A 17,774-nucleotide genomic window follows, 5' to 3' on the forward strand; every position below is an offset into this window, starting at 1 on the left:
CCGGCGGGTCGCCCGGTGGCACCCGGTTCGCCGTTCCGGTGCGGCCGTTGTATGCTGCTCCGGTTGCCTGATGTGAGTCAGGCAGTATCTCTCCTGGTAGCACCGATCAGCACGATCGGGCGAGACCGGGTTTACCGTCAGCACATCTGAAGTCTTTGGAGTGTCCCGTGGCTGCCAACTGCGACGTCTGCGGCAAGGGGCCGGGCTTCGGCAACAGCATCTCCCACTCGCACCGCCGCACCCCGCGTCGCTGGAACCCGAACATCCAGCGCGTGCGTGCCGTGGTCGGCGGGACGCCGAAGCGGCTCAACGCCTGCACCTCGTGCATCAAGGCCGGCAAGGTCTCGCGCTGACGTCAGCGCGGTCGCCTCGCTGGCTGCTCTGAAGCCGGTCCACCAGCAGGGTGGGCCGGCTTTTCGCGGATCACGTGTCCGGGATCTTCGCCACACAGTCCGTTACCACGTGGTCCGTCAGAGCGTCAGCCGCGTCGCCACGCGCCTCTTCCGTCAGCCCACGCCAACCGTGGTGCACCGGGCCGATACCCGCTCCCAGTGGGAAGCCCGCGCTCAGCGCGCCGGTGACGTACGTCTTCGCCTCGGCGACCGCCTGCGGCACGGACCGCCCCCTCGCCAGACCCGCCGCGATGGCCGCCGCCAGCGTGCAGCCGGTGCCGTGCGTGTGCCGGTTGTCCTGCCGCGGGGCACGCAGCCAGTGCTCCTCGCTGCCGTCGGTGAGGAGGTCCACGGCGTCTCCGGGTAGATGGCCCCCCTTGACCAGCACCCACTTCGGTCCGTACGGCAGCAGCGCCGCGGCGGCCCGCGGCAGGTCCGCCTCCGTCCGTGCCCGTAGCCCGGTGAGCTGGGTGATCTCGTCCAGGTTCGGAGTGGCGACGGTCGCCGTCGGCAGCAGCTTGGTGCGTACGGCGTCGAGGGCCTCCGTGGCGAGCAGGGCGTCGCCGTGCTTGGAGACCCCGACCGGGTCGATGACGACCGGTGCCCTCAACTCGCTGAGCAACGCGGCGACGGTTTCGACGAGTTCCGGTGACGAGAGCATCCCGGTCTTCACGGCCTGCACCCCGATGTCGTCGACCACACTGCGGAACTGGGCGCGTACCGCCTCCGCGGGGAGGTCCCAGGCTCCCTGCACCCCCAGCGAGTTCTGCGCGGTCACCGCCGTGAGCACGCTCATGCCGTGGGTGCCGCAGGCGAGCATGGTCTTGAGATCGGCCTGGATGCCCGCGCCTCCCCCGGAGTCGGAACCGGCGACGGTGAGTACGCGTACGGGAGGAGTCGACATACTCTCGAACCTACCGGCTCGATCGGATCGGCCGGGGAGGCGCCTGAGCCGAGCGGCACTCCGGGCGATCATCCCGCCGGCCGTCAACGCTCGGTGTCGTCGAAGTGACTCCAACCGCCGGCCCGGTCCCACGCCGCCCCGTCCACCGTCACCTGCGGCAACGCCGAGGGCGCCAGCACCTCGCCGACAGTGCGCCAACGGGCCGGCAGTTTCTGCTCCGCCGGGAAGGTCGCCACGATCGCGTGGTCCTCACCGCCGGTCAACACCCACTGCAACGGGTCCACCCCGACCGCGTGCCCGATATCGCACATCTGCGCGGGGATGTCCAGATCCCCGGAGTGCAGGTCGATCCGGACCCGGCTGGCCTCCGCGATGTGTCCGAGGTCCGCGACCAGCCCGTCACTGACGTCTGTCATGGCCGTCGCTCCCAACGCCGCGGCGGCGGGGCCCGCGTGATACGGCGGCTCCGGGCGCCGGTGCGCCTCCACGAACGCCCGCGGGGAGCGGAACCCCCGGGAAAGCACCACGTGTCCGGCCGCCGACCAGCCCAACCAGCCCGTGACGGCGACCACGTCGCCGGGGCGAGCGCCGGACCGGGTGACCGGCTCGTTGTGCCGTAGGTCGCCGAGCGCCGTTATGGCCACGGTGATCGTGTCGCCACGCACGACGTCGCCACCGGCCACCGCCGCCGCGGCGACCTGCGCCTCGTCCCGGATGCCGTCCATCAACTCCGAGGGCCAGTTCACCGGGAGTTCCGCCGGCACGACGAGGCCGAGCAGCAGGGCCGTGGGTACGGCTCCCATGGCCGCGATGTCGGCCATGTTCTGTGCTGCGGCCTTACGACCCACGTCGTAAGCTGTGGACCAGTCGCGGCGGAAGTGCCGCCCTTCGAGGAGAAGGTCCGTGCTGGCCACGACCCTGCGGTCGGGCGCCGCGACGACCGCGGCGTCGTCTCCGGGGCCGATGCGGACGGCGGGTCCGTCCGTGAGCCGGGAGGTCAGCTCGCGGATGAGCCCGAACTCCCCCAACTCCCCGACGGTGCTGGGGGCGTGTGGGCGGCCCCCGGGAGAACTCAGCATGCGATTGCCCCTTCCCGATCCAACGTCGTCAACCCGCCGTTCCCGACGGTCGGCGGGTCTCCCCGGCCCGGGCGGTGACGCGGTAGCGTTGCGGCCCCCGCATCCCCCATGATCCTCGACGTCGCCCTGGAGGTTCCGTGGTACAGGCGTACATCCTGATCCAGACGCAGGTGGGCAAGGCGTCGGCCGTCGCCGAGGTCGTCTCCGAACTTCCCGGAGTGATCCAGGCCGAGGACGTGACCGGGCCGTATGACGTGATCGTGCGCGCGCAGGCGGACACGGTCGACGCTCTCGGACGCATGGTAGTCGCGAAGGTGCAACGCGTGGACGGCATCACGCGAACCCTCACCTGCCCGGTGGTTCATCTCTAGCGCCCCCGTATGCTTGCCCGGTGAGTTCCGCACGATCGGCAGTCCGACGAACACCCCGGCTTCGGACAGCCTCCGCCCTCCTGCTGGTCGCGGTGCTCGCGGGCTGTTCGTCCGCCGCGGAGGAGTCCGGACCCGCCGTGCCCAGCCCCGCCGGCAAGACGGCCGAGGCTTGCCGGGCGCTGCACGCGAAACTGCCCGAGCGGGTGCTCGCGGAGAAGCGTACGAAGACGGAGCCACGCTCGGAGTACACGGCCAACTGGGGCGACCCGCGCATCGAACTGCGCTGTGGCGTGCCCGAGCCCGAGGTGCTCCAACCGGAGAGTGAACACTACAACCCCACTTCTGAGGGCGCCGTGGTGAACGGCGTCCACTGGCTGTTCGAGGAGCGAGCTGACGGCTACCGCTTCACGAGCGTCGAACGCTTGTCGTTCGTGGAGGTCACGGTCCCGGACGAGTACGCCCCGGAGGTCGGCGCCCTGACCGACCTCGCGACGGCACTGCGCGAGACCGTGCCGAAGACCACGGAGGACTAGGCCGCGTCGTCCGCGCCTCCACGGGTCGCGGAACCCAAGAGGATCCGGACGACACGGCCCGGCGGTCGACGGCCGAGCCGTACGCCGTGCCCGCCACGTACAGGAGGACGCCGGCGGTCGGGTCCCACCGGGGGCGGGCCGTCGAGCGGCCCAGACGCCGCTACGGACCCGATGCGCCCGCGCCCCCCGGGATGTTTCAGCGCAGCCCGGTGGGCCGGCGCAACGCCGCCTGGATGAGCCGGTCGATCAGCTCCGCGTAGCCGACACCGGACTCCTGCCACATGCGCGGGTACATCGAGATGGGCGTGAAGCCGGGCATCGTGTTCACCTCGTTGATCACGAACTCGCCGTTCTCGCAAAGGAAGAAGTCCGCGCGGACGAGGCCCTCGCCGGAGACGGCGTCGAAGGCACGCACGGCCAGTTCCCGCACGCGCTCCGTCTGCTTCGTGGACAGCGGCGCGGGGACGACGCCGGTCGCCGAGTCGATGTACTTCGCCTCGAAGTCGTAGAAGGCGTGCGCCTCCGCCGGCGGGATCTCGGCCGGCACGCTCGCTCGCGGCCCGTCCTCGAACTCCAGGACCCCGCACTCGATCTCGCGTCCGCGCAACTGCGACTCCACGATGATCTTCGGGTCGTGACGTCGCGCCTCGGCGACGGCGTCGTCCAGATCCGCGAGGCTGTCGGCCTTGGTGATGCCGACGGACGAGCCGGCACGCGAGGGCTTCACGAACAACGGCCAGCCGTGTTCCCCGGCGAAGTCGACGATCCGCTTCCGCGCGGCTCCCGGGTCGTTCTCCCACTCCCGGGCACGGATGCTGACATACGGGCCGACCGGCAGCCCGAAGGACGTGAACACCCGCTTCATGTACTCCTTGTCCATGCCGACCGCCGAGGCCAGCACGCCGGCGCCGACGTACGGCACCCCGGAGAGCTCCAGCAGTCCCTGCAGCGTGCCGTCCTCGCCGTACGGCCCGTGCAGCACCGGGAAGACGACGTCCACCTCTCCCAGCGCCTTGGGCACCTGGCCTGGTTCGGTGACGGTCACCTCCCGGTTGGCCGGGTCGACCGGCAGCAGCACGCCACCGGTGTCGGACTCCGCGAGTTCGGCGACGCTGGGGAGTTCCCGGTCCGCGATGGCCATCCGCTCGGGGGCGTCCGCGGTGAGTGCCCAGCGGCCCTCTGCGGTGATGCCGATCGGCAGCACCTCGTACTTCTCCCGGTCGATGGCGTTCAGCACGGCTCCCGCCGTCACGACGGAGATGGCGTGCTCGGAGCTGCGGCCGCCGAACACGACAGCAACCCGGGGCTTATGGCTGAGGGTGGGGATGTCGCTGCTCATATCGCGATGACTTTACCGTCTCCACTTCGTACGGGCGGGAGGGCGGCGCGATCCTTCCGCCTTTTCGCCGCCGCTCCCGCGCGTACGCGGCGGACGACGGCCCGCACGCCCGCGACACCCGGAAGGCGCGGAGCGCCGCCCGGGTGATCAGGCGCCCTCCGCCTTCGCGCTGCGGGACATCAGCTCCTTGAGCGCGACCATCGGTGGCACGCCCCCGTGCACGATACCGACGACGGTCTCGGTGATGGGCACCTCCGTGCCGTGTTTGCGCGCCAGGTCCAGCACGGACCGGCAGGACTTGACGCCCTCAGCGGTCTCCCGGGTGACCGCGACGGTCTCCTCGAGCGTCATACCCCGGCCCAGGTTCGTACCGAAGGTGTGGTTTCTGGACAGGGGCGAGGAACAGGTGGCGACGAGGTCGCCCATGCCGGCCAGTCCCGCGAAGGTGTGTGCCTCGGCGCCCATGGCGAGGCCGAGCCGGGTGGTTTCGGCCAGTCCCCGGGTGATCAGCGAGGCCTTGGCGTTGTCTCCCAGACCCATACCGTCCGCGATGCCGACGGCCAGCGCGATGACGTTCTTCACCGCGCCACCGAGTTCACAGCCGACCACATCGGTGTTGGTGTACGGGCGGAAGTACGGCGTGTGGCAGGCCGCCTGGAGTCCCCGGGCCACCGTCTCGTCCCGGCAGGCGACGACCGAGGCGGCCGGCTGCCGCGCCGCGATCTCCTTGGCCAGGTTGGGGCCGCTCAACACCGCGACCCGTTCCGGACCGGCGTCGGCGACCTCGGCCATCACCTCGCTCATCCGCTCGGTGGTGCCCAGTTCCACGCCCTTCATCAGGGAGACCAGCACCGTGTCCCGCTCCAGCACCGGTGCCCATTCGCGTAGGTTGCCGCGCAGAGTCTGGGACGGCACGGCGAGCACCGTGAACCGCGCGCCGCGCGCTGCCTCGGCCGGGTCCGTGGTGGCCCGTACGGCGGCGGGTAGTTCGACGTCCGGCAGATAGTCCGGGTTGCGGCGACGCGTGTTCACGGCGTCAACCAGCTCCGCACGACGTCCCCACAGGGTGACGTCACAGCCCGCGTCAGCGAGCACCATGGCAAAGGCCGTCCCCCACGAGCCGGTGCCGTACACGGCCACACGTGTCACGTTCGTTCCCCTTCCGCGGCGCGTTCGCCCGCGCCTGCCGTGTCCCCGGTGTCCCTCGCCGGCGCGGGCTCGAACCGAGTCCCGGACCGTGCCGAACGGCTCGTCCCGCCCTGCGAGGTACCGCTCTCATCCCTTCTCACCGTGGGTTCGGCGATCGGCTCGCGTTTCGCTATCGCCCGCTGGTAGTCGAAGGGTTCGGCTGGCGCCGGCTCGCCGCGGATACCGGCCAGCTGCGAGGTGACGGCCTCCATCATGACCCCGGTCATCTCGCGCAGCACCTCACTGGTCGGATCCGCGCCGTGGAACTCGCTCAGGTCGACGGGCGGACCGGCCTGCACGGTAAGGGTCTTGCGCGGGAAGAGGCGTGGTCTCTTGGCGTACGGCGGCAGCGCGAGGTTCGCCCCCCACTGCGCCACCGGGATCACCGGGGCCTTCGTCTCCAACGCCACCCGCGCGGCACCAGTCTTGCCCCGCATCGGCCACAGCGCCGGGTCACGGGTGAGCGTGCCCTCCGGGTAGAACGCGACACACTCCCCCTCGTTGATGGCGTCGACCGCGGCCCGGAACGCGCCGGCCGCGTCCGTCGACTCCCGATAGACCGGAATCTGCCCGGTGCCCCGCATGACCGTGCCCACCATGCCGCCCTTGAAGAGCGAGACCTTCGCGAGGAACCGCGGTACGCGACCGGTGTTGTACTGAAAGTGAGCGTAGGAAAGTGGGTCGATGTGCGAGTTGTGATTGACGACGACGATAAAGCCGTCCTCCGCCGGAATGTGTTCCATTCCGCGCCAGTCCCGCTTGAAGAGGACCACCATCGGCGGTTTGATCAGAACCGCTGCCAGGCGGTACCAGAAACCGATTCTGCGGCGGGACACCGGGACACCATCTCCTCTTGCCTGTGGGGATCGTCGTGTGGCTGCGTACCGCCGTGGGGAGTCCCCAGCGGACACCGGCTGTCGTGCACACCGTAACCCCGGGGCCAGCACGGCGAGGGAGAGCAGACGAGAATGGGGCGGATGCAACAGGGACAACCCACCGGGGGACGAGCTGGTTGGCACCTGGTCGTACCGCTCAAACCGCTGTCCCGCGGCAAGAGCCGGCTCGCCGCCAGTATCGGTGAGGGAGCACGCCCGGCACTCGCGTTGGCCTTCGCCCAGGACACCGTGGCAGCCGCGCTCGCCTGCCGCTCCGTGGCCGAGGTGACCGTCGTGACCGACGATCCCCTGGCGGCCCGGATGCTCGTCCCACTCGGCGCCCGTACGGCCCGGGACGTGCCCGCCGACGGGCTCAACGCTGCGCTCGCGCACGGTGTCGCGGCGGTGCGCTCCCGCAGTGGGCAGGTGGACGTCGCCACGCTCAACGCGGACCTTCCCGCGCTGCGCCCGGCGGAGCTCTCGCGGGTACTGGACGCCGCGGGCGGCTTCCGGCGCGCCTTCCTGGCAGACGCCGCGGGCATCGGCACGACCCTGCTGTCCTGTCAGGCCGGCGGCGAGCTGGCACCCCGCTTCGGCCCCGCCTCCCGCTCCGGGCACCTGACCTCCGGTGCGGTCGAGCTTCACCTCGACGACGTTCTGGGCGCGCGCCAGGACGTGGACACCGGCGCGGACCTGCGCGCGGCTCTGGCCCTGGGGGTGGGCGCGTACTCGGCGGCGGCAGTGGCACGTACGCTTCCTGCCATGCAGGCCACCTCTTACACCTACGACCCCGAAACCCGGACCGGCAGCGTGCTCCTGGACGACGGGACGCCCCTGTCGTTCGACGCGCCGGCTTTCGACGCGGGCGGGCTGCGCCTGTTGCGTCCCGGTCAGCGGGTGCGGGTGGAGGTCGAGGGCGAGGGTGACGGCCGCAGAGTCACGCTGGTCACGCTGCAGACCCTGTGACCGGCCACCGGCCGGGCTTCCACGGGGAGTCCCGCCCGACACGACGCTGGCGGGCCGGGCTCCCCGTGGAAGCCCGCACCAACGGCTGGGCGGGCGCGCTGTACGGGCTGGGCGGCGCGGCCGGGATCTTCCTGCTGCTCTGGCTGTTCGCCGACGTGCGCAAGCACGGCTTCATGACGCTCCCGGAGGAGATCAGCTATTACTTCGGTGCGAACCGGGTCATCAAGGGCGCGGTCGCGATAGTCCTGTTCCTCGCCACGGTCGGTTGGCTCGGGGCGCACATTCTCGGCGGGGCGCTGTACCTCTCCTTCCTCACCGGTATGGACATGGCACTCGCCAAGGTCGTGGTCGCGGTCGGTTTCGGCCTGTACACCGTGATCGGCGGCTACTGGGCGGTCGTGGTCACCGACATGGTCCAGGGCACCATCCTCTTCCTCGGGTTCTCCCTGCTCGCCGTCCNCCTACGGGCGGCCGCCTTCTTCGCGGTGGTCTTTCGGGTGGCCGACTTACGGGCCGGCGCCTTCTTGGCGGTGCTCTTCTTCGCCGGCGCCTTCTTGGCGGTGCTCTTCTTCGCCGTGGTCGACTTCTTCGCCGGCGCCTTCTTGGCGGTGCTCTTCGCGGTCGTCTGCTTGCTCGCGCCCTTCTTGGCGGTGGTCTTCTTCGCGGTGGTCTTCCTCGCCGTGCTCTTCTTGGCGGCGGCCTTCTTGGTGGCGGCCTTCTTGGTCGAAGTGCCACCGGAGAGGCTGCCCTTCGGTGCCTTCTTCACCGCCACGTCGTTCTTCGGGAGCTTCTTCGCGCCGCTGACCAGGTCCTTGAAGCCCTGACCGGCCCGGAAGCGGGGCACGGAGGTCTTCTTGACCCGCACCCGCTCGCCCGTCTGCGGGTTACGGGCGTAACGGGCGGGGCGATCCACCTTCTCGAAGGAACCGAAACCCGTGACCGAGACCCGGTCACCCGCGCACACGGCGCGGACAATCGCGTCCAGGACGACATCGACCGCGTCAGCGGCCTGCTGGCGTCCACCGAGCTGGTCCGCAATTGCTTCAACGAGCTGCGCCTTGTTCACGTCTTCCCCTTCGGAGGCATTGCCGGAAGTAATTTCTCCAAGCTTTTTCGCACGGTAGGCAGATATATACCTCAAATCAAACACGAAACGGGCGAATCACCCTTGTGCCGCAACGAACTGGGCGGTCAGGCAGAGTTGTCGGTGTTGTCGGTACCACGCCGGTCCCGCTCGGCGGGGAACCGCCCCGCGTCAATATCGGCCATCAAGGCCTCCAGACGCCGGTGGGCGTCGGCGAGATCGTGCTTGCTGGCAGCCGTGATCACGAGAAGCTTCCGAGTCAGCGCAACCCGTACGCCTTCCGGGACTTGCAGTGTGCGCACCCTCGCGTGCGCGTCCTTCAGACGGGCGGCGACGAGGTCGTACAGCTCGAGTTGACCGTCGCGTTCCATGCACCGATTGTGCCATCTGCGGCGAGTTGTCACCTCACGGGCACCCAACGACACGGACGCCCCCTGCCGTCGGCAGGGGGCGCACTGTCTCCAACTGGGGCGCGGCCTCGCGTCAAACCAGCTGTGTACGCGGTTTGAACGTGGAGCGCCGAGCCTCGTACTCCTCGATGGCCTGCTCGTTCCCCAACGTGATCCCGATGTCGTCGAGACCCTCCAGGAGACGGTGCCGAGAGTTGCCGTCCAGCTCGAAGTCGGCCTCGAGCCCCGGCGCCAGGACCCTCTGGCGCACCAGGTCGACGGTCACCTGTGCCTGCGGATCACCGTCGGCGAGATCCCACAGCGCTTCCACCCTCGACTGCTCCAGCACCACCGTGAGCAGCCCGTTCTTCAGGGAGTTGCCGCGGAAGATGTCCGCGAAGCGGGACGAGATCACAGCCCGGAAGCCGTAGTTCTGCAGCGCCCACACCGCGTGCTCACGCGACGATCCGGTGCCGAAGTCGGGCCCCGCGACCAGCACGCTCGCCCCTTGGTGCTGGGGCTGGTTGAGCACGAAGTCCGGCTCCCTGCGCCATGCCTCGAAGAGCCCGTCCTCGAAGCCGTCCCGGGTGACCTTCTTCAGCCAGTGGGCCGGGATGATCTGGTCGGTGTCGACATTGCCGCGGCGGAGCGGAGCGATCCGCCCGGTGTGGGTGGTGAAGGCTTCCATGACTCAGACCCCCGCGGTCGTACGGCTGCTCGGACTCGTGGAACGGGCGGGCGGCAGGTCCGCCGGCGAGGCCAGCCGGCCCAGCACCGCCGTGGCCGCGGCCACCTGGGGTGAGACCAGGTGCGTACGCCCGCCCTTGCCCTGCCGGCCCTCGAAGTTGCGGTTCGAGGTGGACGCGGCCCGCTCCCCCGGGCTCAACTGGTCCGGGTTCATGCCCAGGCACATCGAGCATCCGGCGTGCCGCCATTCGGCGCCGGCTTCGGTGAACACCGTGTCCAGTCCCTCCGCCACGGCCTGCAGCGCGACCCGTACGGAGCCCGGCACCACCAGCATGCGCAGCCCCTCGGCGACATGCCGCCCGGCCAGTAGCTCGGCGGCGGACCTGAGGTCCTCGATCCGCCCGTTGGTACAGGAACCGACGAACACCGTGTCGACCGCGACCTCCCGCAACGGCTGTCCGGCGGTCAACCCCATGTACTCCAACGCCTTCTCGGCCGCCAGCCGGGCACTCTCGTCCGCGAACTCGGCCGGGTTCGGGATGCGCGCCGACAACGGAGCCCCCTGACCAGGGTTGGTGCCCCAGGTCACGAAGGGAGCCAGGGTGTCGGCCTGAATGACCACCTCGTGGTCGAAAGCGGCGTCCTCGTCGGTGCGGAGGGTGTCCCAGTAGGCCACCGCCGCGTCCCAGTCGGCGCCCCGCGGGGCGTGCTCCCGACCTTCGAGATAGGCGTACGTGGTCGCGTCGGGTGCGATCATCCCGGCCCTGGCGCCGGCCTCGATCGACATGTTGCAGATGGTCATCCGTGCCTCCATCGAGAGCTTCTCGATGGCTTCGCCGCGGTACTCGATCACGTAACCCTGTCCGCCACCGGTGCCGATCTTCGCGATGATCGAGAGGATCAGGTCCTTGGCCGTGACATCGGCCGGCAACTCGCCGTTGACCGTGACGGCCATGGTGCGGAACGGCGCGAGTGGCAGCGTCTGGGTGGCCAGTACGTGCTCGACCTGGCTGGTGCCGATGCCGAAGGCCAGGGCACCGAACGCGCCGTGCGTGGAGGTATGGCTGTCCCCACAGACCACGGTCGTGCCCGGCTGGGTCAGGCCGAGCTGTGGGCCGACCACGTGCACCACACCCTGATCGTCGTCACCCAGCGAGTGCAGCCGTACACCGAAGTCGGCGCAGTTCTTGCGCAGCGTCTCCAACTGGACACGGGAGACCGGGTCGGCGATCGGCTTGTCGATGTCCAGCGTGGGGGTGTTGTGGTCCTCGGTCGCGAGAGTGAGATCCGTACGACGCACCCGACGACCCGCCTTCCGCAGTCCGTCGAACGCCTGCGGGCTGGTCACCTCGTGCAGCAGGTGCAGATCGATGAACAGCAGGTCTGGTTCACCCTCCGCACGTCGGACGACGTGATCGCCCCACACCTTCTCAGCCAGTGTCCGTCCCATCGGATTCCCTCCGGCCGGCCGCGCTGCCGACCATTGTTCGAGACCTTCGCCGCACGCCGGTTCAGCGGAACCACGTGGCGGCCGTGACTACAGCCTGGCGCCTGCGAGGGAAAAGCGAACTTGCGTTTCACACTTTGAGACGCAAGTATCGACGCATGGACAACACAAGCGGGGCCTCAAGTGGCGTGGGCGTACTCGACAAGGCAGCTGTCGTGCTGAGCGCTCTGGAGTCGGGCCCGGCGACGCTCGCCGGGCTGGTGGGAGCGACCGGACTCGCCCGTCCGACGGCCCACCGACTCGCCGTGGCGTTGGAGCATCACCGTTTGGTGGCCCGCGATATGCAGGGACGTTTCATCCTGGGCCCCCGACTCGGCGAACTGGCCGCCGCCGCGGGCGAGGACCGGCTGTTGGCATCGGCCGGTCCCGTGCTGACACATCTGCGCGATGTCACCGGAGAGAGTGCCCAGCTCTACCGCCGACAGGGCGACATGCGGATCTGCGTGGCGGCGGCGGAACGGCTCTCCGGGCTACGGGACACCGTGCCGGTGGGCTCCACGCTGCCCATGAAGGCGGGGTCGGCGGCGCAGATCCTGATGGCCTGGGAGGAACCGGAGCGACTGCACCGCGGTTTGCAGGGCGCCCGGTTCACGGCGACGGCGCTCTCCGGCGTACGACGCCGTGGATGGGCCCAGTCCATCGGCGAACGGGAGCCCGGAGTCGCGTCGGTGTCCGCGCCGGTACGCGGCCCGTCGAACCGGGTGGTGGCCTCGGTCTCCGTCTCCGGACCGATCGAGCGGTTGACCAGGCACCCGGGCCGGATGCACGCACAGGCGATCGTCGACGCCGCGTCCCGGCTCAGTGAATCGCTACGCCGCGGCGGCGGACTCTGACCTGGACCCACGAACCGTCGCGGGCGCTGACACGTCCTCGGGGGCCGCTCGAGGAGTTCGACGGGTCGCGAACCGGCCGAGACGAGCTACGCGTCCAGTCGCTGGTCGTAGTGCAGCGTCGCGCGCAGCTCTCCGTCGGGGGTGACGCTCTCCGCCGGCTCGCCCCCGCACGTGAAGCCACCGCGCTCCAACAGACGGCGGGACGCGGCGTTCTCCGGGAGCGTACGCGCCTCGAGCGCCGTCAGACCGGCCGTGCGGGCGAGCCCGCTGACCAGGTCCAACGCCCGGCCTGCGACACCGCGACCGCGGGCCCACGGGGCGAGCCAGAAACCGACCTCCGCGCGGTCCTCGCGCACGTCGAACAGGACCACGCTGCCCAGGAATTCGTCGGTCACGGCGTCCGCGATGGTCAGCACCAGCAAGGTGCCCTCCCGGAGACCCTCGGCCACGACGGTGTCCACCAGTTGCCGCACGATCTCTGCCGTGTACTCCGAGAGCGGCAGATGGGCGTACCGGAGGACGTCGCCGTCTCGCGTCCCCTCGGCGTAGCGGTCGGCGTCCCGGTGTGCCAACGGTCGGAGTTGAACCAGGCTGTCGCGGATCGGCAGCAGCGTCTCGAAGTGTGACATCGGCGTCCGACTCCTAAGTGATCGATGTTCGCTTAGGGTATCCCAGAGCATCGAGAGGAATGACTGATGTCCTACTGGACGCGACCAGCGCCTGAGGTCCAACGCAGACGCGCGCTCTCCTCGTCCCGCATCGCGGTGGAGGCCACCGCGCTCCTGGACGCGGAGGGACTCGACGCGCTGACCCTGCGCCGTCTGGCCAGCCGCCTCGGCGTCGCGCAGTCCAGCCTCTACCGACACGTCCGGACCGCCGAGGAGGTCCTCGACCTCGCACTCGACCACGCTCTGGGCGTGGACCCGGCCCTCGAGTCCGCGGCGGCCGGAGGAGACCTCGGCGCGCTGCTCAACTCCTGGTACCAGCACCTGACAAGGCATACCTGGGCCCCCGAGGTAGTGGTGCGCCGGCCGTTGTTGGGGCCTCGCTACCTCGCGCTCTCCGACACCCTGTGCGCCCGGGTCCTGGCCCGTGGCACACCTCCGGACCAGGTCCTGGAGGTGACGTACGCGCTCTCGAACTACGTCCTCGGCTGCGCGGTCGCGAGCAACGCCGACCAGGGTCAGCCACCAGACACGGCAGCCGTACGGCAGGAGGAGCATCCGGCACTCGCAACGGCCTTGCGCGCCGCGCCCAGCCGGGACGCGTCCTTCCACCGCGGACTGGAGGCGCTGCTGCGCTCGGTCGGCGGCGAGCGGGCCACCGACGAAGCAGGACGCCGGCAAAGCCGAAGGCCCTCCGTCAACTGACGAAGGGCCTGGAGTACCCCCGACCGGATTCGAACCGGCGCTACCGCCTTGAGAGGGCGGCGTGCTAGGCCGCTACACAACGGGGGCCAAGCGAGATTCCGCGGAATCCGTACCCCCGACCGGATTCGAACCGGCGCTACCGCCTTGAGAGGGCGGCGTGCTAGGCCGCTACACAACGGGGGCCTGATCGCACGCGAGCGCACGATCGTGCTGGGCTACCAGGACTCGAACCTAGACTAACTGAACCAGAATCAGTCGTGCTGCCAATTACACCATAGCCCACCAAAACGCAACCCCCACAGGGGATTTTGTCTGGGTGGTCGCCATCCGTGGTTGGCCTCTGCGGCTTTCCCGTTCGGCGACAGGAAGAACAGTACCCGATCGCCGTGCACGCACCAAAACGAGTTCCCGTACGTCGTCCCGCGTGCCCCGGGTCCGGTCGCGGCTCGGACCCGGGGCCGCCGGCGCGACTCAGCGCTCCTTGTAGACCACCCAGACCTGGCCACGGTCGAAGGGCATCCGATCGCCGTTCGGACGCGTGAAGGTGGTGTCTCCCTCGGCGTCCGTACGCTTCCATGTGGTGTCGAAGGCGGCACCGTCCCGGAGTACGGTCGCCTTACCCTCGCCGACCGTCTCGATGTAGGGCGTCTTGGGGTTGATCTCGGACGGACGCATGTCCACTTCCTGGATCACGACCGTCTTGCCGCCCAGCCGCTCGCCCTTCGCGTTCTCCGCCGGCTCGCCGTCGAACGAGGCGAGCCACCGGTCCTCCTTCTCGGACCAGCTGAACCCGGTGCTGGCGCTCGGGTACTCGACGTGTGCCTCCTCGGTCGGCACCCCGTCCTTGGGCTCCGCGCCGAAGCGGAAGCCGATGTCGGAACTCAGGCTGGCGTCCGGCGCCGCGTCGAGGATCTTGTCCGGCTGCGCGTAGAGGTTGTGCGGGGGCTCCCCGGCCTCGTCGCGGACGTAACCGCTGGGGAACGTGTCATTGGACAACGCGTACAACGGGGACTTCTGGATCAGTTCCTCGGTGCCCTTCGCGGCACCCGAGTACGCCAACGCGGGACGGTCGAACATGCGCAACTGCTCGATGTTGTAGTCCCGCGCGCTGCGCACCGGTCCGATCCGCTCGGGCTGCTGGCTGGCGTACACGCCGATCAGCCGGCTCAGCCCGCCTTCCACCTGCTCGACCACCACCATGTCCGCCTTCTCCAGGGCGGTGTGCGGTCGCGCGTCCGGATGGTTGTCCAGCTTCACGGCCATCACCGGCGCTGGTTCCGCCGGGAGCCCGGTGAACGGCGATATGTCCTCCTTCGCCTGCGGAGCGGGCGTCTCCGCCTGGGCGCCGGACTGCGCGACCGTACCGGCCGTCAGGGCTCCCACGGCCAGCACCGCCGCGCACACGCGCGTGCGCCGTCGTCTGGCCGTGCCGCCGGAAGCGGTTGAGGTGGTGCCGAGTTGGGGCATGTGGGGGCTGCCTTCCGTCCGAGTGATTCCGACAGGACGACAGCACCCCACAGCCAGCGGACGGAATAGTCAACAGGTGCGGCAGGCTTGGGCCGCAGTCGCCTGACGGGCCATCTGACACGGCTCCCGACAGGCCATCACTCCGCGGCGTCCTCCCGCCGGCTGCGGGCCCACCCGGCGGGGTCGTCGGCGTCAACCCTCCGGCTGCGCCGCCAGCTTGGCCAGCGCCGCGTCCACCCGCAGCAGCGAGCGTTCGCGACCGAGGACCTCCAGCGACTCGAAGAGCGGCAGCCCGACCGTACGACCGGTGACGGCGACCCGGAGCGGTGCCTGGGCCTTCCCCAGCTTCAGGCCGTGCGCCTCGCCGGCGGCCAGAACGGCCTCCTTGAGCGGCTCGGCCTGCCAACTCTCCCCCGACAACTCCGCCAGCCGCGAGTGGATGCTGCGGAGTACGTCGCGGGCACCCGGCTTCATCGCCTTCTGCCAGGACTTCTCGTCAGTGACCGGCTCGTCGAGGAACAGGAAGTCGACGTTCTGAGTGATGTCCGAGAGCACCGTGAGACGCGTCTGGGCCAGTGGCGCGAGCGCGTCGAAAGCCGCCTGGTCGAAGGACTCCGGCGACCACGGTGCGTACGGCTCCCGCAGCCAGGGACCGCAGGCCGCGGCGAACTCCGCGACGGGGAGTTCACGCAGATGGGTCGCGTTGATGGCCTCGCACTTCTTGAGGTCGAAGCGGGCGGGATTGGCGTTCACGTCCCCGATCTCAAAGGCGGCCACCATCTCGTCCAGCGAGAAGATGTCCCGGTCCTCGGACAGTGACCAGCCCAACAGGGAAAGGTAGTTCAGCAGTCCACCGGGCAGGAAGCCACGCTCCCGATAGAGGTTCAGGGAGGACTCGGGGTCCCGCTTGGACAGCTTCTTGTTGCCCTCACCCATGACGTAGGGCAGGTGACCGAACTCCGGAACGCCGCCGTTGCCGACCCCGACGTCCTCGAGCGCGCGGTAGAGCGCGATCTGGCGGGGTGTGGAGGAGAGCAGGTCCTCACCGCGCAGGACGTGCGTGATCTCCATCAACGCGTCGTCCACTGGATTGACCAGGGTGTAGAGCGGGCTGCCGTTGGCGCGGACGATGCCGTAGTCGCTGACGTCCTTCGGCGCGAAGGTCAGTTCGCCGCGCACCAGGTCATCGAAGGTGATCGACTCGTCCGGCATCCGGAAGCGGACGATCGACGTACGCCCCGCGGCCTCGTACTCCGCGATCCGTTCGGGGGTGAGGTCGCGGCACGCGCCGTCGTAACCGGAGGCGCGGCCCGCCTTGCGTGCCTCCTCACGACGCGCCTCGAGCTCCTCGGCCGTACAGAAGCAGCGGTACGCGTGCCCGCCCGCCTGCAGTTTCCGGGCGACGTCCTGGTAGATGTCCATGCGCTGGGACTGGCGGTACGGACCGTGGGGCCCGCCGACCTCCGGCCCCTCGTCCCAGTCGAGGCCGAGCCAACGGAGCGAGTCCAGCAGCTGGTCGTACGACTCCTCGGAGTCGCGGGCGGCGTCGGTGTCCTCGATACGGAACACCAGAGTGCCCCCGTGGTGCCGGGCGAACGCCCAGTTGAACAGGGCCGTCCGCACCAGCCCGACATGGGGGTTCCCGGTCGGGGAGGGACAGAATCGTACGCGGACGTTCGTCGCGTTAGTCACGCTTGATCACCTTGTTGGTGAGAGTGCCGATGCCTTCGATGGTGACGGCGACCTCGTCGCCGCCGTCCAGCGGGCCCACGCCCGCCGGGGTGCCGGTGAGGATGACGTCTCCGGGAAGCAGCGTCATCGCCTCGGTGATGTGCACGATCAGGTCCTCGATGGAGCGAACCATCTCGCTCGTACGGCCGAGTTGGCGCTGTTCGCCGTTGACGGTGCACTGGATCGCGAGGTCCGCGGGGTCCAGCTCGGTCTCCACCCAGGGCCCGAGCGGGCAGGAGGTGTCGAAACCCTTCGCACGTGCCCACTGGCTCTCGGCACGCTGGATGTCCCGCGCGGTGATGTCGTTCGCGCAGGTGTACCCGAGGATGACCTCGCGTGCCCGCTCCCGTGGCACCTCCTTGCACATCCGGCCGATGACCACCGCCAGCTCCGCCTCGTGGTGGACCTCGGACGAGAAGGCGGGGTAGTGCACGGGGTCGCCGGGCCCAGCCACCGAGGTGGAGGGCTCGAAGAACACCACCGGAACGTCCGGAACGGTGTGCCCGAGTTCCTCCGCGTGCTCCACGTAATTACGGCCGATGGCGACGACCTTGTTCGGAAGGACGGGCGGCAGCAGCCGGATCTTGTCCAACGGGACCTTCTGGCCGGAGCGCTCGAACTCCCCGAAGGGGTGGCCCTTGATGATGTCGAGTTCCGCACCCTCGACCACGCCGAAGGCGACGTTGCCATCGAGGGAGAACCTGGCGATACGCACGGGTTTCGTCCTTCACTGCTGTGGGGAAGCCAGCTCCCAGGGTAGGTCACCGATGTGGCTGGCCCGGCCCGGCATCGCCGCGCCAGCCGGAGCACGGCCTCGTCTCGCGGAGGAGTCCTCGCGGGAGACGATCGGGTCGTGGAGGCGACGGCGGGTGACCGCGGGCAGACCACCGGGCCCTCCCCTGGCGTGCGGCGTACGGCCGAGCGCCCCGAAGTTGGTCAGGTCAGGTCAGCGGAGTCGGTCGGGTCAGCGTAGTCGGTCGGGTCAGCGGAGTCGGGCCATCAGAGCGTGCTCGACCAGGGTGATCAACCCGCTCTTGGCGTCCGCCCGATGCCGCGCGT

At 69.7% G+C, this 17,774-nt stretch carries 17 protein-coding genes, 3 tRNA genes and 4 pseudogenes; 7 read left to right on the forward strand and 17 right to left on the reverse strand.

Annotation, left to right across the window (positions count from 1 at the left end; genetic code table 11):
- Window positions 1–167: 167 nt before the first annotated feature.
- Entirely contained in the window at window positions 168–353 is a 186-nt protein-coding gene (gene rpmB / locus AN216_RS25125; RefSeq protein ID WP_027751466.1) for a 50S ribosomal protein L28, read from the forward strand.
- A 163-nt stretch (window positions 354–516) separates the two neighbouring features.
- Here rpmB and thiD read toward each other — a convergent pair.
- Together thiD and AN216_RS25135 are read right to left on the reverse strand one after the other, a co-directional pair.
- Window positions 517–1,296: pseudogene (gene thiD / locus AN216_RS25130) on the reverse strand (bifunctional hydroxymethylpyrimidine kinase/phosphomethylpyrimidine kinase); the annotation flags it as partial.
- An 83-nt stretch (window positions 1,297–1,379) separates the two neighbouring features.
- On the reverse strand, window positions 1,380–2,375 hold the full coding sequence (locus AN216_RS25135) for a thiamine-phosphate kinase (RefSeq protein WP_070199015.1): 996 nt from the start codon (window positions 2,373–2,375) through the stop codon (window positions 1,380–1,382).
- A 137-nt stretch (window positions 2,376–2,512) separates the two neighbouring features.
- Here AN216_RS25135 and AN216_RS25140 point away from each other — a divergent pair, with 137 nt between their 5' ends.
- Entirely contained in the window at window positions 2,513–2,746 is a 234-nt protein-coding gene (locus AN216_RS25140) for an Lrp/AsnC family transcriptional regulator (RefSeq protein WP_070199016.1), read from the forward strand.
- A gap of 20 nt (window positions 2,747–2,766) precedes the next feature.
- Window positions 2,767–3,279, forward strand: coding sequence for a DUF3515 domain-containing protein (locus AN216_RS25145; protein WP_079166979.1), 513 nt, complete (start codon window positions 2,767–2,769; stop codon window positions 3,277–3,279).
- A 196-nt stretch (window positions 3,280–3,475) separates the two neighbouring features.
- On the opposite strand, the gene AN216_RS25150 is transcribed toward AN216_RS25145, so the two are convergent.
- The 3 genes from AN216_RS25150 to AN216_RS25160 form a co-directional block, all read right to left on the reverse strand.
- Window positions 3,476–4,618, reverse strand: a complete 1,143-nt coding sequence (locus AN216_RS25150) for a D-alanine--D-alanine ligase family protein (protein ID WP_070199017.1) — start codon at window positions 4,616–4,618, stop codon at window positions 3,476–3,478.
- Window positions 4,619–4,765: 147 nt separating this feature from the next.
- Window positions 4,766–5,767, reverse strand: a complete 1,002-nt coding sequence (locus AN216_RS25155) for an NAD(P)H-dependent glycerol-3-phosphate dehydrogenase (RefSeq protein WP_070199018.1) — start codon at window positions 5,765–5,767, stop codon at window positions 4,766–4,768.
- Complete coding sequence (locus AN216_RS25160) at window positions 5,764–6,642, reverse strand: lysophospholipid acyltransferase family protein (protein WP_070199019.1); 879 nt, start codon at window positions 6,640–6,642, stop codon at window positions 5,764–5,766. Before AN216_RS25160 ends, AN216_RS25155 begins: the two co-directional genes overlap by 4 nt.
- A 141-nt stretch (window positions 6,643–6,783) precedes the next feature.
- Between AN216_RS25160 and cofC the strand changes: the two are divergent.
- Both cofC and AN216_RS30505 read left to right on the forward strand, forming a co-directional pair.
- A pseudogene (cofC, locus tag AN216_RS25165) lies at window positions 6,784–7,449 on the forward strand (2-phospho-L-lactate guanylyltransferase); the annotation flags it as partial.
- A gap of 263 nt (window positions 7,450–7,712) precedes the next feature.
- Window positions 7,713–8,048, forward strand: a pseudogene (locus AN216_RS30505) (sodium:solute symporter family transporter); the annotation flags it as partial.
- Here AN216_RS30505 and AN216_RS27855 read toward each other — a convergent pair.
- The 4 genes from AN216_RS27855 to leuC form a co-directional block, all read right to left on the reverse strand.
- The gene (locus AN216_RS27855) at window positions 8,033–8,713 is read right to left on the reverse strand and encodes an HU family DNA-binding protein (protein ID WP_079166985.1); all 681 of its coding nucleotides are present in this window, start codon (window positions 8,711–8,713) and stop codon (window positions 8,033–8,035) included. The pseudogene AN216_RS30505 and the gene AN216_RS27855 sit on opposite strands and share 16 nt — an antisense overlap.
- A gap of 125 nt (window positions 8,714–8,838) precedes the next feature.
- On the reverse strand, window positions 8,839–9,102 hold the full coding sequence (locus tag AN216_RS25175) for an SCO5555 family protein (protein ID WP_070199022.1): 264 nt from the start codon (window positions 9,100–9,102) through the stop codon (window positions 8,839–8,841).
- A 112-nt stretch (window positions 9,103–9,214) separates the two neighbouring features.
- Entirely contained in the window at window positions 9,215–9,808 is a 594-nt protein-coding gene (gene leuD / locus AN216_RS25180; RefSeq protein ID WP_070199023.1) for a 3-isopropylmalate dehydratase small subunit, read from the reverse strand.
- A gap of 3 nt (window positions 9,809–9,811) precedes the next feature.
- On the reverse strand, window positions 9,812–11,257 hold the full coding sequence (gene leuC, locus AN216_RS25185; RefSeq protein ID WP_070199024.1) for a 3-isopropylmalate dehydratase large subunit: 1,446 nt from the start codon (window positions 11,255–11,257) through the stop codon (window positions 9,812–9,814).
- Window positions 11,258–11,412: 155 nt separating this feature from the next.
- Here leuC and AN216_RS25190 point away from each other — a divergent pair, with 155 nt between their 5' ends.
- Window positions 11,413–12,147 carry an IclR family transcriptional regulator gene (locus tag AN216_RS25190; protein WP_070199025.1) on the forward strand — a complete coding sequence of 245 codons (735 nt, stop codon included), beginning with the start codon at window positions 11,413–11,415 and terminating at the stop codon, window positions 12,145–12,147.
- An 86-nt stretch (window positions 12,148–12,233) separates the two neighbouring features.
- Here the strand turns inward: AN216_RS25190 and AN216_RS25195 are convergent, their stop codons facing one another.
- The gene (locus AN216_RS25195) at window positions 12,234–12,776 is read right to left on the reverse strand and encodes a GNAT family N-acetyltransferase (protein ID WP_070199026.1); all 543 of its coding nucleotides are present in this window, start codon (window positions 12,774–12,776) and stop codon (window positions 12,234–12,236) included.
- A gap of 66 nt (window positions 12,777–12,842) precedes the next feature.
- Here AN216_RS25195 and AN216_RS25200 point away from each other — a divergent pair, with 66 nt between their 5' ends.
- Window positions 12,843–13,517 (forward strand): TetR/AcrR family transcriptional regulator, encoded by a 675-nt coding sequence (locus tag AN216_RS25200; protein ID WP_070199027.1) that lies wholly within the window; start codon window positions 12,843–12,845, stop codon window positions 13,515–13,517.
- Between the two features lie 14 nt (window positions 13,518–13,531).
- Here the strand turns inward: AN216_RS25200 and AN216_RS25205 are convergent.
- The 7 genes and pseudogenes from AN216_RS25205 to AN216_RS28450 form a co-directional block, all read right to left on the reverse strand.
- Window positions 13,532–13,604: transfer RNA gene (locus AN216_RS25205), tRNA-Glu, on the reverse strand.
- Window positions 13,605–13,627: 23 nt separating this feature from the next.
- Window positions 13,628–13,700: transfer RNA gene (locus tag AN216_RS25210), tRNA-Glu, on the reverse strand.
- Window positions 13,701–13,727: 27 nt separating this feature from the next.
- Window positions 13,728–13,799 (reverse strand) — tRNA-Gln (locus AN216_RS25215).
- A gap of 189 nt (window positions 13,800–13,988) precedes the next feature.
- A complete protein-coding gene (locus tag AN216_RS25220) occupies window positions 13,989–14,900 on the reverse strand; it encodes a DUF3048 domain-containing protein (RefSeq protein WP_212732756.1) in 912 nt (303 codons plus the stop codon).
- A gap of 276 nt (window positions 14,901–15,176) precedes the next feature.
- A complete protein-coding gene (gene gltX, locus AN216_RS25225; protein WP_070199029.1) occupies window positions 15,177–16,676 on the reverse strand; it encodes a glutamate--tRNA ligase in 1,500 nt (499 codons plus the stop codon).
- Window positions 16,669–17,430, reverse strand: a complete 762-nt coding sequence (locus AN216_RS25230) for a fumarylacetoacetate hydrolase family protein (protein ID WP_070199030.1) — start codon at window positions 17,428–17,430, stop codon at window positions 16,669–16,671. The genes gltX and AN216_RS25230 overlap by 8 nt, the downstream gene beginning before the upstream one ends.
- 267 nt (window positions 17,431–17,697) lie before the next feature.
- Window positions 17,698–17,774 (reverse strand): annotated as a pseudogene (locus AN216_RS28450) (ATP-binding protein); the annotation flags it as partial.

The organism is Streptomyces oceani, from assembly GCF_001751245.1.
GTDB classification, from domain to species: Bacteria; Actinomycetota; Actinomycetes; order Streptomycetales; family Streptomycetaceae; genus Streptomyces; species Streptomyces oceani.